The 16,335-nt window shown below is 67.1% G+C and carries 12 protein-coding genes; 4 read left to right on the forward strand and 8 right to left on the reverse strand.

Annotated elements, in window-relative coordinates; genetic code table 11:
• Positions 1–194 precede the first annotated feature (194 nt).
• Both ACZ5V4_RS15315 and ACZ5V4_RS15320 read left to right on the forward strand, forming a co-directional pair.
• On the forward strand, positions 195–2,609 hold the full coding sequence (locus ACZ5V4_RS15315) for a methyl-accepting chemotaxis protein (RefSeq protein WP_464315738.1): 2,415 nt from the start codon (positions 195–197) through the stop codon (positions 2,607–2,609).
• 135 nt (positions 2,610–2,744) lie between these two features.
• Positions 2,745–4,175, forward strand: a complete 1,431-nt coding sequence (locus ACZ5V4_RS15320; protein ID WP_464315739.1) for an SH3 domain-containing protein — start codon at positions 2,745–2,747, stop codon at positions 4,173–4,175.
• Positions 4,176–4,179: 4 nt separating this feature from the next.
• Here the strand turns inward: ACZ5V4_RS15320 and ACZ5V4_RS15325 are convergent, their stop codons facing one another.
• From ACZ5V4_RS15325 to ACZ5V4_RS15360, 8 genes are all read right to left on the reverse strand, one after another.
• A complete protein-coding gene (locus ACZ5V4_RS15325; RefSeq protein WP_464315740.1) occupies positions 4,180–5,115 on the reverse strand; it encodes an alpha/beta hydrolase in 936 nt (311 codons plus the stop codon).
• 491 nt (positions 5,116–5,606) lie between these two features.
• The gene (locus tag ACZ5V4_RS15330) at positions 5,607–6,725 is read right to left on the reverse strand and encodes an HD-GYP domain-containing protein (protein WP_464315741.1); all 1,119 of its coding nucleotides are present in this window, start codon (positions 6,723–6,725) and stop codon (positions 5,607–5,609) included.
• Between the two features lie 88 nt (positions 6,726–6,813).
• Positions 6,814–9,213: a glycosyltransferase gene (locus ACZ5V4_RS15335; protein WP_464315742.1), complete on the reverse strand. Its 2,400-nt coding sequence runs from the start codon at positions 9,211–9,213 to the stop codon at positions 6,814–6,816.
• Between the two features lie 274 nt (positions 9,214–9,487).
• Positions 9,488–10,030, reverse strand: a complete 543-nt coding sequence (locus ACZ5V4_RS15340; protein WP_464315743.1) for a hypothetical protein — start codon at positions 10,028–10,030, stop codon at positions 9,488–9,490.
• Positions 10,031–10,128: 98 nt separating this feature from the next.
• The gene (locus tag ACZ5V4_RS15345) at positions 10,129–11,577 is read right to left on the reverse strand and encodes an outer membrane homotrimeric porin (RefSeq protein WP_464315744.1); all 1,449 of its coding nucleotides are present in this window, start codon (positions 11,575–11,577) and stop codon (positions 10,129–10,131) included.
• A gap of 570 nt (positions 11,578–12,147) precedes the next feature.
• Entirely contained in the window at positions 12,148–12,387 is a 240-nt protein-coding gene (locus ACZ5V4_RS15350) for a hypothetical protein (RefSeq protein WP_464315745.1), read from the reverse strand.
• A gap of 218 nt (positions 12,388–12,605) precedes the next feature.
• On the reverse strand, positions 12,606–13,013 hold the full coding sequence (locus ACZ5V4_RS15355) for a Ros/MucR family transcriptional regulator (RefSeq protein WP_464315746.1): 408 nt from the start codon (positions 13,011–13,013) through the stop codon (positions 12,606–12,608).
• A gap of 146 nt (positions 13,014–13,159) precedes the next feature.
• A complete protein-coding gene (locus ACZ5V4_RS15360; RefSeq protein WP_464315747.1) occupies positions 13,160–13,861 on the reverse strand; it encodes an EAL domain-containing protein in 702 nt (233 codons plus the stop codon).
• A 188-nt stretch (positions 13,862–14,049) separates the two neighbouring features.
• Here ACZ5V4_RS15360 and ACZ5V4_RS15365 point away from each other — a divergent pair, with 188 nt between their 5' ends.
• Together ACZ5V4_RS15365 and ACZ5V4_RS15370 are read left to right on the forward strand one after the other, a co-directional pair.
• Positions 14,050–15,321, forward strand: a complete 1,272-nt coding sequence (locus tag ACZ5V4_RS15365; protein WP_464315748.1) for a MiaB/RimO family radical SAM methylthiotransferase — start codon at positions 14,050–14,052, stop codon at positions 15,319–15,321.
• A gap of 130 nt (positions 15,322–15,451) precedes the next feature.
• Positions 15,452–16,333, forward strand: coding sequence for a YicC/YloC family endoribonuclease (locus ACZ5V4_RS15370; RefSeq protein WP_464315749.1), 882 nt, complete (start codon positions 15,452–15,454; stop codon positions 16,331–16,333).
• The last annotated feature ends 2 nt before the right edge of the window (positions 16,334–16,335 follow it).

The raw sequence follows: 16,335 nt of genomic DNA on the forward strand, positions 1-16,335 counted from the left end.
CCGGTGGCGGTCGCTTCCGGATTGTCTCTTCCCTGAACCACACGCTTGCCCCATCCCCCGAGTCCACCCGGGAAGCCGCTCACTGTAAGCCATCCGTTCTTTTTCTCACAAGTTACAATCCTGTGGCATATTTCATTACAAATTGGTATCTATTGAGCTTCATCGAATATATCTATATGATTCGGGGGGGATGCATGGGTATTCGCAAGAAGATGTTCTTGCCTTTTGTCGCGGCCATCGTTGTGCTCGGCGGCGTCTGCCTATGGGTCTTGGACCGCTCACTCGATAATCTGGAGGAGAAATTCGTCAGCCAGATCGTTCAGGGTAAGGCGGGCGAGATCGAAGGGGCCGTGGAGAACGTTTCGCGCATGGCCCTGGAGCAGGCCCTCCTGTTCACGCAGGTCCCGGCCGTGCTGGACGCCTACCGCGAGGCCCTCTCCGGCAGGATCGACGACGAGCGCGACCCGGCCGTGCAGCGCGCCAGGGAGCGCATCCGCTCGGAGCTGGCCGGCGCGCTCAAGGGCTTCTCGGACAACATGGGCGGGCGCAAGTTCCAGCTGCACTACCACCTGCCCAACGCCAGGAGCCTGGTGCGCGTGTGGCGCGACGCCCAGATCGTGCGCGACGGCAAGAAGCTGGACATCTCCGACGACATCTCGGGCTTCAGGCCCACCGTGGTGGAGGTAAACCGTACCGGCAAGGCGCTTCGCGGCATCGAGTTGGGCGAAGGCGGGTTCGCCATCCGCGGCGTGGCCCCGGTGCGCGACGAAACCGGCAAGCAGTTGGGTTCCGTGGAGACCCTGGCCGACTTCCAGCCCATCCTCTCCAGCGCCTCCGGCAGCGGGCAGCAGGTGCTCCTGTACATGAACGCGGAATTCTTGAACATCACCGGAGCCCTGCGCGACCCCGCCAAGTACCCCGTGCTTGACGGCAAGTTCGTGCTGGTCAGCGGCTCGAGCGACAAGCAGGCCGAGAAGCTGGTGGCGTCCGGGCTGCTCGCCGGGGGGCAGAAGGGGCTCAGCATCGCGCGCCACGGCGACCTGGCCCTGGGCGCCTTCCCCATCAAGGACTACAAGGGCGCGCAGATCGGCGTGGCCGTGGCGGCCATCGACACCCGGGCCGAGACCGCGCTCATCTCCATGGCCAAGTACACCCTGGCCGGGCTGCTCGCGCTGCTGCTGCTCGTGCCCATGGTCATCGCCAGCGTCGCCTTCACCCGCCACGTGCTCACGCCCATGGAGCTCATCATCCAGAAGATCAAGGACATCACCGAGGACAAGGCCGACCTCACGGCCAAGCTCCCCGAGGGCTCCAAGGACGAGATGGCCAGGCTGGCCCGCTGGTTCAACCAGCTCATGGGCAAGCTCTCGCGCCTGATCACCCTGAACCAGGCCGTGCTGGATTCCGTGCCCGACCCGCTCTTCGTGGTGGACAAGGACATGCGCGTGAAGCTGGCCAACACGGCCACGGCCGCGTTCGCGGGCAAGCCGGGCGAGCAGGTGCTCGGCATGCGCTGCGCGGACATCTTCCGCACCGGCGTGTGCGACACCGCCTCCTGCCCCATCCAGACCACCAAGGACGGCGGCAGCGTGGCCCAGGAGACGCGCATCCGCTGCGACCAGGGCGGCAGGCGCGTCATCGTCAAGCCCTTCGTCAAAGCCATCAAGGACCCCGAGGGCAACGAGCTGGGCTGGCTGGAGCTGGCCCAGGACATCACCGCCGTGGTGGACCGCGAGGACGAGTTGGAGCGCCACCTGGGCAGCCTGAAGGAGGTCAACGTCGAGATCACGGCGGCGGCCGAGGCCATCACCGCCTCGCTCACGGCCATCTCCACGCAGGTGGACGGGGTCAACCAGGGCGCGGCCCTGCAGCAGCGGCGCGTGGAGGAGACCATGACCTCCATGAACCAGATGTCCGCCGCGGCCCACGACGTGGCGAAAAGCGCCCAGGCCGCCTCCAGCCAGGCCGAGGAGGCCAGGCGGACCGCCCGCGAGGGCGAGGACGTGGTCCGCCAGGCCACCGAGGTGATCCACGCCGTGCGCAACCAGACCGAGCTGCTCCAGGAGAACATGACCCGCCTGGGAAGCCGCGCCCAGGACATCGGGCGCATCCTCACCGTGATCTCGGACATCGCGGACCAGACCAACCTCCTGGCCCTGAACGCGGCCATCGAGGCGGCGCGGGCGGGCGAGGCCGGGCGCGGCTTCGCCGTGGTGGCCGACGAGGTGCGCAAGCTGGCCGAGAAGACCATGCAGGCCACCGGCGAGGTGACGCAGGTGATCGGCGCCATCCAGGGCGAGACGAAGAAGAACCTGGACATCACCGAGCAGGCCGCCAAGACCGTGGACGAGGCCACCGACCTCTCCGGGCGCTCCGGCGAAACCCTGAGCCGCATCGTGGAGTTGGTCAACCAGACCGCCGGACAGGTGCAGGCCATCGCCACGGCCGCCGAGGAGCAATCCTCCGTGAGCGAGCACATCAGCCGCGCGCTCACGGACGTGAACGCCGTCTCCCAGGAGACGCTACGCGGCATGGACGAGTCCACCCACGCGCTCTCGGCCCTTAACGACCTGGCCGGGCGGCTGCGCACCGTGTCGCTGTCCTCCTGACCGGCATCGCCCCGAAGAAATGAAGGCCGCGCCGCCCCGACGGGACGGCGCGGCCTTTTTGCCTCATTTGACTTGACCCCGCCGCCCGGGGCGGGCACTTCACAGTGCGCAAGCACGTTCGATCCGAGGAATATCATGTTCAAAGCGCATCGCAGACTTCCGGCCTTGCTCGTCCTGGCCCTGGCCGTTCTTCTCGGGGCCTGCCAGCCCAAGACGCCGGACATCTCCTTCGAGCCCAAGCCCAAGTGGACCGTCAAGAAGCCCCTGGACGACCTGAAGGAGATGCCCCAGGACGCCTCCGCCTACGTCGACCCCAAGGCCTCCGCGCCCGTCTTGAGCCCGGAGGCGGCCAAGGCCCGCGCCGAGATCTACCTGGAGCGGCTTTTCGCGCCCTGGCGCGGCGGGGGCAACCCGGCCTACGCCCGCAAGTCCGCCGCGCGCTCGCTTGCCGCCTATTCGCGCAACCCCGGCTACGACGAGAACGGCCAGATGCGCCTCAAGCCCTGGGCGGACCGTATAACCTGGAACGCCAACCTACGCTATTTCGCCGGGTCGCGCCGCCCGGCCATCGCCGTGAACAACACCAACCTGCGCGCCATCCCCACCATGGACCCGCGCTTCGGCACGCCCGGAAAGCCCGGCCAGGGCTACCCCTTCGACATCCTCCAGATGTCCGCGCTGTGGGTGGGCACGCCCGTCTTGGTGGACCACGTGAGCCGAGACGGGGCCTGGGCGCTGGTGGAGTCGGCCATCGCGCCGGGCTGGGTGAAGACCGAGGACCTGGCCTACGTGGACGACGCGTTCGTCTCGCGCTACCTTTCCAGACCCTTCGCGGCCGTGATCGCCGAGGACGTTGCGCTCCTGCCCGGCCCGGGCAGGGGGCTTCGCGCCGGAGTGGGCGCGGTGCTGCCCGTCGAGGACTCCGACGGCGTGCGCCTGGCCCTGGCCGTGCCCGCCGCGGGTCCGGGAGGCCGGGCCGAGACGCGCCAGGCCTGGCTGACCCAGGGGCAGGCCGCGCTCATGCCCCTGGAGTCCACCCCGGCCAACGTGGCCCGGGTGATCAACCAGATGATGGGCCAAGCCTACGGATGGGGCGGGCTCGACGGCAAGCGCGACTGCTCGGCGGCCACGCGCGACGTGCTGGCCCCCTTCGGCATCTGGCTGCCGCGCAACTCCTCGGCCCAGGCCAAGTCGGGCGCGTTCGTGTCGCTCGAGGGCATGAGCCGCGAGCAGAAGGAGCAGGTGATCCTGGAGAGGGCTGTGCCCTTCGGCACGCTCGTGTGGATGCCCGGGCACATCCTGCTCTACGTGGGCCAGTACAAGGGTTTCCCCGCCGTGTTCCACAACGTCTGGGGGCTTCGCACCCTCGAGCCGGGCGGCCAGGAAGGCCGCAAGGTCATCGGCAAGGCCGTGGTCACCACCTTGCGCGTTGGCGAAATCTACCCGGACGTGGGCCCGGAGAGGATACTGCTCAACCGCGTGCGCGGGCTTACCCTCCTGGCCCCGTCCGGCGAGAAGGAAGGCCCGGAGCCGGAGACGGACGCCGCCCCGGATCAGACCCAATAGGCGCTTAAGGCTTCCAGGCTTCGTCGATCGTCAGGGTCCTGCCGCCGGGGGCGTCCACCGGCACGCGCCCGGTGCGCATGCAGGCCGCGATGTGCCTGAACACCGCGCCCTGGCTGCCGTCGCGGTCGTCCAGGAAGTAGCTGTGGCCCTTGGGGTTGTCGTAGACGGTGTTCACGTCGTCGCAATCGATGGCGTAGACGTTGTCGGGCGTGGCGGACATGTCCTCCGGTCCGGTGTGCCCGAGCCGCCTGGAGGCTATGGAGTTGCGCAGGTTGGCGACCTTGCTCGAGCGCAGGGCCAGGTCGTCCGAGGCGTGGTAGACCACGACGTTTCGCGCGCTGCGGCAGATGAAGACGCCGTCTTCGCCCTTGGCCAGGGTCTCGTTGACCACGTCCGCCGCCACCATGAAGATGTTGCGGAAGACGTAGGGCGTCTGCTTGCTGAGGGCGATGGACCAGTCCAGCAGCGCGCCGCGCAGCACGCGGTTGCCCATGGAGTGGGCCAGGACGTTGATGCGCTTGGTGCATGGGACCTCGTCCGCCGCGTGGCTCTCGCTCCACTCCAGGAACTTGGAGAGCGCCCGCGAGAAGGCGGTGCTGCTCGCGTCGGCGGCCACCTGGTCGTCGTAGTAATCCTTTATCATGCCCAGGTCGTTGTCGCACGGCCAGATGACCGGCACCACGGCGATGCTCAGGCCTTCGGCCTCGCACAGCGCCGAGAGCTGCCCGGTGCGCGGAAAGATGTCCTTTTCCGGCAGGTTGCTGAAGCCGTGGATGTAAAAGAGGATCTGGTCCACGTTCATCCGCCTGAGCTTGCCCAGGAAGGCCTTGGAGCCGATCTCCGTGATCTCCGCCCGTTCTTTCGTCTCCATCCTTTCACAGAAGAAGATCGACTGCTGCGCGTTGGTGTTGGCGAGGTCGAAATCAACCTTCCGTCCCACGACGGTCTCCGGCCCTTGCGTGAAAACCCTGTTTGTCACGAAGAGCATGGCCTCTCCCCTTGTTGAGGTTGATGCGTATCGATTAGCACGATTAATCGACGCACATATTGTTATTTGTATCGACAAAAATATCAAGGGGCGATGTTTGCGCACAGGGGCGAGGGGAAAGAAGGGAAACGGTTCCAGTTGCCGGATGCGCGCGGACCCGGGCCGGTCGTGGGCGGGCGCGCGTGGAAGGCACGGGCCGAGCGTGAACAGGCGGCCACCCGTTGGAGCGGGAGCGGGGCGCTGGTGTGATGATGCCGGGGAGGAAGGCCGCAAAGGGGTGCGTGGCCGGTCCGGAACAGCGCGGTGAAGTCCGTGGCCGCCTTCCGGATGGCGCCTAGCCGGGAAGGCCGGGCACTGGCGTCCGGCTCGTGGGCTGGCCAGAGAGTGTCACGTGCAAATAAATATCGATTTGCATTACAGGGTGGCGCGAGCCCTAGCGAACCTCATGCGAGGTTCTCCAGGCTGATGCCGAGCGAGCGCGGGTCCAGGCAGGCCTCGATGTCCACGCCGCCCTTGGCCGCCGGGGGCGTGGCCGAGAGGTCGACGAGCTCCGGCAGCCTGGGCGCGAGCCTCCTGGTGAAGCGCACCTGCACCACGGGCCGGGCCGGGCTCTCCGGGCGCGACTCCACCACCACGGCGCAGGTCTGGTCGGTCAGGCGCACCAGGGAGCCGGGCGGATAGACCCCGAAGCACTCCACGAACTTCTCCAGGAGCCCGGGGTGGAAGCTCTCGTTGCGCCAGGAGAACATGGCCTTGACCGAGTCGTGCGGGGTGAAGGCCTTCTTGTAGCAGCGGTCGCTGGTCAGGGCGTCGTAGATGTCGGCGATGGTGATGATGCGCGAGAAGGGGTCCTTCTCGTCGGCCTTGAGGTTCCGGGGATAGCCCTTGCCGTCGTAGCGCTCGTGGTGGTGCAGCACGCCCTCGAGGATGTCCCCGGTCATGCCGGGCTGGGGCTTGAGCATCTCGTAGCCGAGCACGCTGTGCCGTTTCATCACCTCGAACTCGCGCTCCGAGAGCCTGCCCGGCTTGTTCAGGATCTCCAGCGGGACGCGGAACTTGCCCACGTCGTGGTAGAGCCCGGCGAAGGCCAGCCTGCGCAGGGATTCCCGGTCCAGGCCCAGGTGGCGGCCGAAGAGCAGACTCAGGAGCGAGACGTTCAGGCTGTGACGCAGTGTGTAGTCGTCGTGGCCGTGCAGCTTGGCCAGAAGCGCCAGGTGGGCCGGGTTCTCCTCCACGCCGAGCATCAGGGTGTCCACGGCCTGGAAGGACTGAGAGAAGTCCACTGCCAGGCCCTCGCGCACCTTGCGCATCACGTCCGTGACGTGGGCGAGGCAGTGGCGGTAGAGCCTGCGGGCCTTCTCCGGATCGGGCGCGCCCGGGCGCGGGGAGCGGAAGGTGTCCACGGTCACGGTGGCCACGCCCCGGGCGGCCAGGGCCTCGATCTGGGAGCGCGTGTGCATGTGGTCGCGCACGCGGCAAAGGGGGCTTTCCAGCGTTCCCTCGCCGTAGCACTCCACGTACATGCCCGGCTCCAGCCGGGAGATGGGGATTTCCTTGAGCATTCGCGCCACTTTCGCGGCCCCCGCGTTCCAGGGGCCGCGAAGCGAGCATTACATGCCCAGCGCGGCGGGGTAAAGCCCGGGTGCGGCCCTAGCACGCGCAGCGGTAGAGCTTCCAAGTCTCCATGAAGGCGCGGTCGAAGGAGCGGTCCTCCATGGCGGCCCTGGCCGCGCGTCCCATGCAGAGCCTGCCCGCCTCGTTTCGCACCAGCTCCTCCATGGCCCGGGCCAGCCCCTCGGCGCAGGCGTCCTCCACGACGAGCCCGGTGACGCCCTCGGTGACGTTCTCCCTGGGCCCCCCCTGGCCCGTGACGATCACGGGCAGGCCCGAGGCCTGGGCCTCCAGGACCACGTTGCCGAAGGTGTCGGTGGTGCTGGGGAAGACGAAGAGGTCGCTGGAGGCGTACACCTGGGCCAGGTCCTCGCCCTGGAGGTAGCCGGTGAACACCGCTCCCTTGCCCGCGAGCCGGGACTTCATCTCGGCCGCGTAGGGGCCGTCCCCGGCCACCACCAGGTTCGCTCCGGGGTGGCTCCCCCGCAGCTTCAGGAAGGCCTCCTCCAGGAGGTGCAGGTTCTTCTCCCGCGAGACGCGCCCCACGTAAAGGAGGTTCGGCCCGTCCGAGACGCCGAAGCGCTTCAGCGCCCCGTTGCGCTTGGCCGGGGTGAAGCGCTCGATGTCCACGCCGCGCGTGAACAGGGTGATCTTCCCGGCCGGGACGCCCTTGGCCGCGAGCTCGTCCCCTGTGGCCCTGGAGGGCACGAAGACCTTGTCCATCTGGTTGTAGTACCAGAGCATGTAGCGCCACATGAGCTCCTCCATGCCGTCGTCGCCGGTGAGCACCTTGGCGTATTGCGGGAAGGCCGTGTGGTAGGTGCCGTAGATGGGCAGCTTGAGGATGCGCGCGATGCCCAGCGCCGCCAGGCCGATGGGCCCGGGCGTGGCCGAGTGCAGGTGCGTGAAGCCCTGCTCGTAGACGTATTCGAGCATCTCCAGAAAGGGCGGGTAGTGGAAGGTCTGCCCAGGGTACTCGGGCAGCTCGCAGCTGCCGATGGGCTCGAACTGGCGCACGCCGGGCATCTCCTCCCCGCTGCCGCGGGAGCAGGTGACCACCTGGAGGTTCTTGCCGTGCTTGCGGGCCATGTTCACCTGCATGCGAAGCGTCAGGGCCACGCCGTTGACGTCGTGGAAGGTGTCCGTGAAGTGGCCCACGCGCACCTGCCGGTCCTTGGGCCGACCGCGCAACGCGGCGTGGGCGTCGCGGGCCATGGCCCTGTCCTTGGTGAACACGGTGTAGGCCACGAAGTAGGGCGCGAGCACCGTGTAGAGCGCCCCGGCGGCGCCCAGGCCGTTGAACAGGTCGAACACGTTGGCCCCGGAGAGCTGCCCGAGCAGGCGGTCCCCGAAGCCGGAGAGCACCTTGTTGGAGACGCGGGTGACGAAGCGCAGCCAGTCGTCCTCCATGGGGGCGTTGCCGTTCGCGCCCGAGCGCGCCACCAGGTAGAGGCTCTTGTCCTCGCGGATGAGGTTCTCGGCCTCGTGGCGCAAAAGCTCCGGCAGCGAATCCGGGGAGGGCCTGCGCGTCTTGCGCTTGACGCCCGTCCACAGCGACTGGAGCCTGAAGGCCATGCCGGACTTGCGCTCCGGGTCGCCCGAGAGGAAGCGGTCCGCGAAGGTCAGGAACACGTCCTTGTCCACGTAGCGGTCCAGCCTGAACTTGGATTTATAGAACTGGTAGGCGATGGCGTAGAGGTTGTGGGCCATGGTCTTGGGTGTGGACGGGCGGCCGGCCGGGCGCGACCTGCCCTGGTCCACGCCCTCCAGGAATTCGGCCAGGGACCTGGCCCCGGTGACCCTGGTGTGCATGCTGGCGATGTTCAGGGAGCCGTGGTCGTCGGAGCCTCCGGTGAGGCTCTTGACCCAGGGCTTTTCGCCGTACGGCTCGATGCCGTGCTTGTCGGCCAGGCGCTCCATGTCCCTGGCGGTGAGCCCGGCGAGTATCTCTTTCAGCAGGTCGTTCTGGTAGCTGTCGCGGGTGCCGTTGAGCTCGAGGTTGTTGAACAGCAGGAGCATGCGCTCGAAGTGCCAGGGCGTGAGCTTGTCGTTCACGCCGAAGAGCGGGTGGGCCAGCACGTGGGTGATGGAGCGCTCGCGCAGGTAGGCCGTCAGGTCGTAGACGTTCTCGCGCAGCTTCTGGAACTCGCGGTGGTGCACCTCGGCGATGTCCAGGGCCAGCACGTGCGCCTTGCAGCCGTCCTCGGGGAAGTAGGTGGTGATCTCCTCGCTCACGAACGCGCCGGGCAGGTGGGCGATCTCCAGCGCCCCGGCGATGGTGTTGTGGTCGGTGATGGTCACCAGGGACATGCCGCGCTTCTTGGCGATGTCGTAGAGGCGGGCGGGCTCGGTGAAGCTCTCGGGGCAGCCGAGCTTCTGCAAGAACCACTGTGAAGGCCGGGTGGAGTGCTTGGAATGGACGTGGAGGTCGATCTTCATGGCCTGGCTCCTTGCGTGGGGGGGAAATGAAAAATCGGCCCCTGGGGGCCGATGGCGGTGCGTCTGGCGGCGGGGGAGGCGGGGGCTTCGGCCCGCGCCGCGCGGGGCTTTCCTTGCTGGCGGACGATGGTCCGGATGTTCTCGGGGCGTGTCATTCTCGGCCGTGCTCCCTGCGGTTTCAGGGGGGCTAGCACGGCCCGGCGCGCCGGTGGTTACGGCGGCCCGAGGTTTCGGTGACGGATGGAGGCGGGAGGATGTCCGGACAGTGACGGACTCAGCGCGCCAGCGCGGCCTGCTCGCTGGCGTAGAAGACGTAGTTGCCGTGGATGCCGCCGCTGCCCTGGCCGCCCTGGCGGGGCGGGGCGCTGGGGGTGAACATGGCGCTGTAGCCGAAGCTCAGGAAGATGCCGTCCGGGGCGCGCTTTTGGTGCCTGATCACGAAGTCGAACTCGAAGCCCGCGCCGGGCACGGGCTGGGAGGGATAGTGTCTGGAAGCCTGGGCGAGCACGTTGCCGTGCTCGTCGCAGAGGTAGGCGTGGACCACGAGCCCGGAGACCCAGTCGGCCCACGCGGGCAGGTTCTCCCGCACGGCCCGGGCCGTGCCCGTCACGCGCAGGCTTTCGTCCTGGGCCTGCGTCGCGTAGGCGAACTGCATGAACTTGGCGGTGATCAGGCGTTCGCCCGCTTCCTGCCAGGGCCTCTTCTGCAGGTGCGAGGCCGAGAGCTTGGCTCCGCAGCCGGAGAGCGTCAGGCAAAAGAGCGCGAGAAGACACAGCCCCAGCCGAAAAGGAGCAACCGGCACGCCGTTTGGAGACATGCAAGGCGGATACTCCGAAACGCGGCGGGGTGGCAAGCGGCGAAAAAAAGCGGCCGGGGTTTCCCCCGGCCGCCGGCAAGGCATGGGTACAGGTTCTCTTAGAACTTGTACTGCAGGCCGAAGGAGACCATGAAGAGGTCGCCGTTCTTGGCCTGGTTCACGAAGCGGCGGCCCCAAACGGAGCGCTCGAACTCGCCGTGGGCCCAGCCGAAGTTGGCGATGGCGGCGAGGTTCTCGTAGATGTTGTAGTGGGTGTCGAAGTTGACGCCGATGATGTACTCGTTGGAGGTCAGGTCGCGGCCCATCTGGTAGAAGGTGCCGGTGCCCAGGGCGGCGTTGGCGCGACGCAGGCCGGCCGAGGAGTTGTTGCCGTGGATGTAGGCCACGGTCAGGCGGTGGGTCAGGTCGGTGACGAAGCTGACCTTGTTCAGCGAGGCGGTGAAGCCCCAGGTGCCCACGGGGTTGACGCCCACGTAGGTGTTCACGAAGGCCTGGTCGGAGTCGAACAGGAACGAGGTGCTGGAGCCCCAGCAGCCGGCGATGGTCGGCAGGCGCTCGGAGCCGTTGCCCAGGGAGGAGTCCTCACCGGTGGACCACCAGAAGGCGACCTGGGGGGTGAGCATGTCGAAGCCGGTGTACTCGGCGGCGACGTCGAAGAAGAAGCCGGCGCGGCGGTTCTTGCCGCGGTCGGCGCCGTTGCCCTCGCCGTAGATCACGTCGGCGTAGAACTTGAAGGGATCCAGGGCGGTGACTTCAAAAGCGCCGCCGGCCCACCAGAACACGTTGTGGGAGTTGCGGAAGGTTCCGGGAGCCACGGCGAAGGTGCCGGCCGAGAACAGGTTCTGGGCCAGGGAGGCGTTGTACAGGCCGCAGGAGCCGGCGCCGGTGCCCAGGTAGTTGGCGGCGCTGCCGGTGACGGCGATCAGGCCCCAGGGGGTGGCGGAGAAGCCGTCCAGGGTGATGGGCAGGGCCAGGTAGTAGCCGTCGAACTCGTCGGGCACCTGGGTGGTGGTCGGGTCGAAGTCGCGGTTGCTGTCCAGCAGGCGCATGAAGCCGCCGGTGATGGAGAAGGTGTCGGCGACCACGGGGATGTTCACCATGGCGGCGGCGACTTCGGTGTCCAGGATCAGGGAGCTGCCCGCGAAGAAGGAGCTCTGGGCCACGGTCAGGGGCTGGCGGCCGATGGTGAACTCCACGTCGGTGCCGGGCCACTTGAACTGCAGGTAGGCCTGGTAGACCTGGATGGACACGGCCGGGTTGTCGACGGTGTAGGTGCCGTTGCCCCAGGGGGTGTTGTTGACGCGGATGCCGAAGCGGAACTTCAGGTTCTCGTTGGCGATGAAGTCCGAACGCAGGCGGAAGCGCTGCCAGATGGTGAAGGCGTCGCCGGTCTGGGTTCCGTCGCCGGTCCAGCCGGTGAAGTTGGCCTGGCTCCACCAGTTGGCATGAATGCGGGCGTCACCGGTCATTTTGACCTCGGTGGCGGCCTGGGCCACGGCGCCGAAGGCGAAGCTGACAAGCAAGGCCAGTGCCAGGATACGTTTCATCAAAATGTTCCTCCTCCTCAAGTTGAATACAAGCTGCCCTAGCCAGGGGGGACATGGCGCAGGGTGGGAAGCCGCCCGGTCAGAGCCGCGCGCATGCGCGCCCCCGCCTCTTCCCTCCATGCCCTGGCTGCGCCCAAGGGCTTTGCGGCGCGGGCGACGCGCCGTGGGACCAGACCCTTGCCCTTTCATTCGACAAACAAAATGCCGTGACGCAACCGAGACGTGTTTACGGTCAAACGCCATGCCTTGCAAGGCGCAATTACACAGAAATGTAATTTTTGTGTAATTGACCGGGTCCGGGTTCCGGAAACCCGGCCAATAATGTCGGCCGGATGTGCGAAGCCCGGGCCAACGCAACCGTAACGGGGGGATGAGTAGGTGAATTTGATAATCAATGTCAAGGATGAAAGGTTAGAGTCCGACTAGATTATCATACCATAGAATAAGGAAGATAGGCAAGAACTCGCGCGGACGCGGGAGAAGCCCGGCAGGTCATGGAGCGGGCGCACGAAAGGCGCCTCCCGGCCGGTCAGGGTCGAAGAGGGGGGCGCAAGCCGCGCGCCCGGAAGGTCAATGCGCTTCGGGGCGTCTTTCCCTGGCGCGCAGGCGCACGAAGCGCGCTTCGTAGTCGCGTCTGCCCGGGGAACAGTTGGGGCAGCCGTCGTAGAGGAGCAGGCAGTCGGCGTCCAGGCTCTCGGGGGCGATGCCCATCCACAGCAGGGCTTCGCACGGGTCTGCGGCCCTGAGCACGGGGGCCTTGCAGCGAAAGCACTCGGCATACAGCAGAGAGGGATCGAAAGGACCGGTCATGGCGCACCTCCCATGAAGTCTACGGTCTTAGCGGATCACTCTCACGTTTCGCTGCCGGTGTAAACAGAAATGGCCCTGGACGAGAAAAAGGGAGGCGGGGCCTCCCTTTTCATTAGCTGATCCGGCGCGCCGGGTGGTTCCGTGGCGACCGGGCGGCGCGTCTCCGGTGTGGAAGAGCGCGGGGCCGGACCGCCGGGCCTCTCCCGCTGCGGCGCCCGTTACGACGCCTTCTTGCGGCGCTCCCAGAGGCGCATGTCCTGCATCTTCTTGCGGCGGGCGCGCTGGAGTTCCTTGCAGACCAGGGGCAGGTCCTTGGGGTAGCCCCATTTGGCGCGGTATTCCTCGGGGGTGAGGCCGAGCTTGGCCAGGTGGCGCTTGGTGATCACCTTCATGGCCTTGCCGCTCTCCATGCAGATGATGGTCTTTTCCCGAATGGCCTTCTTGGGGTCCAAGGCCTTTCCGGTGGCGTCCTCGGCCATTGCGGCGGGCAACTGCCCTCCCTGCATGACGGCCTTGAGGCCCTGGACGAGGTTCTGGACCATGGTCACGATTTCCTGGGCCGTCATCACGCGGACTTTCGCCTGAGCCCGGACGATCTCCAGAGATTCTTTCAGATAGTCATCCATGAGCACTCCTTACATACCTGATACGGCTTCGGGCAGGACCCGAACTGATTAATGCTAGCAAAAAGCTAGGAAATGTAAAATCATTTTTCTATTGCAGCCCGCATGCAAGGCAGCGTGATGCGTTAGGTCGTGGCCCTAAATAAATGTCAGGGAGCCGATGGATTGAAGCGGTTCGCATAGGCTCCCGAATTGCCGAAGAGCGGCCCCTGCCCGATGCGGATGCCCATGTCGCGCAGCATGTTCAACTGCTCCGTGTTGCGCACGCCATTGGCGGCGGGGGTCATGAGCAGGTTCGCGGCGTAGCGGGTGAACTCGAACACCATCTCCACGGTGTCCTTGTCTTCCGGAAGCGACATGACGTCCAGCGGATTGAGTCTGAGCACGTCGGCTGGCAGATACTCCACGAAAAGCCCCGGCATCTCGCTCAGGGCCTCGATGTCCAACCCGATCCTGAAACCGGCGCGCTTGCTGGCGATCAGGCTGTCCAGGGCCCTGGCCCCGTGCTTGAGGCAGGTCTGGTCGCTGAAGAACAGGCACAGGTTGCCCGGCGTCGAACCGAGCCTGAGCGCGAGCGAGGCGATCCTGCCGGGCAGGCCCGCGTCCAGGAGGCCGGCCTCGCCCATGCTCACGCAGACGTAGGCGTTCTGGGAGAACGAACCCGGGCGTATGCGCAGCACCTCCCGGATATTGTCCAGGCATGCGCGGCCGTCGGATTCCGGGGCGTTGAGCCCGGGAAACATCTCCACCGCGACGAGGGAGCCGTTCTCGAGTTCGTACAGAGGCCGCAGGGGAATCTCCTTGCCGTCGGCGTTGTGAACCGCATTGATGATAGAAGGGTATTGAAGCATACCCCGGATAAACAAGAACCGTGCCGAGACCTTGGTCAAGTCCCTACGGTATTTTCCGGAGGACAGTCAACCTCTCGGGTTGTTGTATTCCTGCATTCGGCTTGATTTCGTCCCTAAGGTAGGAATTAGTCCTGTTTGCAGGACTCACCGGGGCTTCATCTTGGGTGCGAGCTGGTGTAAGGGCAGGCATGCGCTTTCACATTCAAACGCTCGGCTGCAAGATCAACCAGTACGAATCGCAATCCCTGCGCGAGTCGTGGACCGCGCGGGGCTGGACCGAGGCCTCCGGGCCTTTGGGCGCGGACGTTGTCCTCGTGCACACCTGCGCGGTCACGGCCGGGGCCGTGGCCGACAGCCGGGGCGCCGTGCGCCGCGCCGGGCGCGAAGCCCCCGGGGCGCGCATCCTGGTGGCCGGGTGCGCGGCCCAGACAGGGCCCGAGGCCTTCGAGGGGCTGCCGGGCGTGGAGGCCGTGATCGGGCGCGAGGCCAAGGCCGGGCTGGCCTCCTGGCCGGACGGGGCGACCGCCGCCGAGGACGGATGGCCCGCGTTCTCCATCTCGCGCTACAACCGCGCCAGGCCCGTGCTCAAGATCCAGGACGGCTGCTCGCACTGCTGCACCTACTGCATCGTGCCCCGGGCCAGGGGCGGGCCGCGCTCGCGCCCCTTCGGCCAGATCCTGGCCGAGGCCCAAAGGCTCCTCGAAGCCGGGCACCGCGAGATCATACTTTCGGGCATCAACCTCGGCCAGTTCACCATCGAGGACGGCGGTTTCTGGGAAATGCTCTCGCGCCTGGAGGCGGGCCTCGCCCCCGTCTGGGCCGGGCGGGCGCGCCTTAGGCTCTCCTCGCTGGACCCGGGGATGCTTGGCCCGCGGGCGCTCGAGGTGCTCGAAGCCTCGCGCATGGTCTGCCCGCACCTGCACGTGTCCATGCAGAGCGCGGACACCGGGGTGCTGGCGGCCATGGGCAGGGCGCACTACCGCCCGGAGGACGTGCTCGGCTTCCTGGACGCCCTGCGCGGCACCTGGCCGGACGTGGCCCTGGGCGCGGACCTGCTCACGGGCTTTCCGGGCGAGAGCGAGGAGGCCTTCGGGGCCACGCTCGATTTCTGCACGCGGGCCGGGCTCTCCTACGCGCACGTGTTTCCGTACTCCAGGCGCCCGGGCACGTTGGCGGCCAAGGCCCCCGGCCAGCTGCCCACGGAGGTCAAGAAGCGCCGGGCGGCGCGTCTTCGCGCGCTCACCGGGGAGCTGGAGGCGCGCTACGTGGCGGCGCTGGCGGCCAAGGGCGAGCTGACCGTGGCGGTCGAGAGCGAGAACCCCGGGGCCGGGGCCTGCGAATATTACGCGGAGTGCCGCCTGACCTCGCCCTCGCCCGTGCCCGCCGGAAGGCTCCTGCGGGTGCGCCCAGTGGGCACGGACGGGCTTCGCGTGCTGGCCGAGCCGTTGTCCGGGCCGTAATGCCCGCGCGCGGCCCGGCCCTTTACGAAAACCCGTTTGTGACGCTATCTTCGCGGATACGCCCACGGGCTTGAAGGAAACAACACAGAACAGGCGCGCGGCCCACCGGCCCGCGCCACGGGAACATACTATGCCCAAGAGCATGACCGGCTTCGGCCGCAGCCTCACCGAGAACGATTTCGCCAGCGTGGTCTGGGAGGCCCGCTCGGTCAACAGCCGCTACCTGGACCTCAAGTGGCGCCTTCCGCTTTTCCTGCGCGCGAGCGAACCCGACCTGGAGAAGACCGTGCGCCGCTTCGTGGAGCGCGGCCGCCTGGAAGTGACCTGCAACTTCCAGCCGCGCAGGCCCGAGGTGCTGGACGTCTCGCTCAATAAGCCCCTGGCCCTGGCCATGCTGCGCGCGGTGGAGGACTTGGCCCGCGATGCCGGGAAGGCCTTCGAGCCGGACTTCACGCGCATCCTGACCATCTCCCACCTCTGGCAGGAGGGCATGAAGGACGCCCCGGAAGAGCTCCTTGGGTCGCTCAAGGCCGGGCTGGCCGCGGCGCTTCAGGACCTGAACGCCTCGCGCGTGCGCGAGGGCGGGCTTCTGGCCGCCGACATACTGGGGCGGCTCGAAAAGCTCACGGGCTGGCACGCCGACATCAGGAAGCTCGCGCCCAAGGTGAAGGAGGAGAAGTTCCTGAGCCTGCGCACCAGGCTCTCCTCGGTGCTGGAGAAGCTCGGCGTGGAGCCCTCGGAGGAGCGCATCCTCCAGGAGGTGGCCGTGATGAGCGACAAGCTCGACGTCACCGAGGAGCTCACCCGCCTGGGCTGCCACCTGGACCAGATCCGCGAGCTGCTCGCCCAGGAGGGCGACGTGGGCAAGCGCCTGGACTTCCTGCTCCAGGAGGCCTTCCGCGAGATCAACACCTGCGGCAACAAGGCCCAGTCCATCGAGGTCAGCCGCATCGTGGTGGAGTTCAAGGCCGAACTGGAGAAGTGCCGCGAGCAGGTGCAGAACATCGAGTAGGG

It is taken from the genome of Fundidesulfovibrio sp. YSD1, from assembly GCF_055397115.1.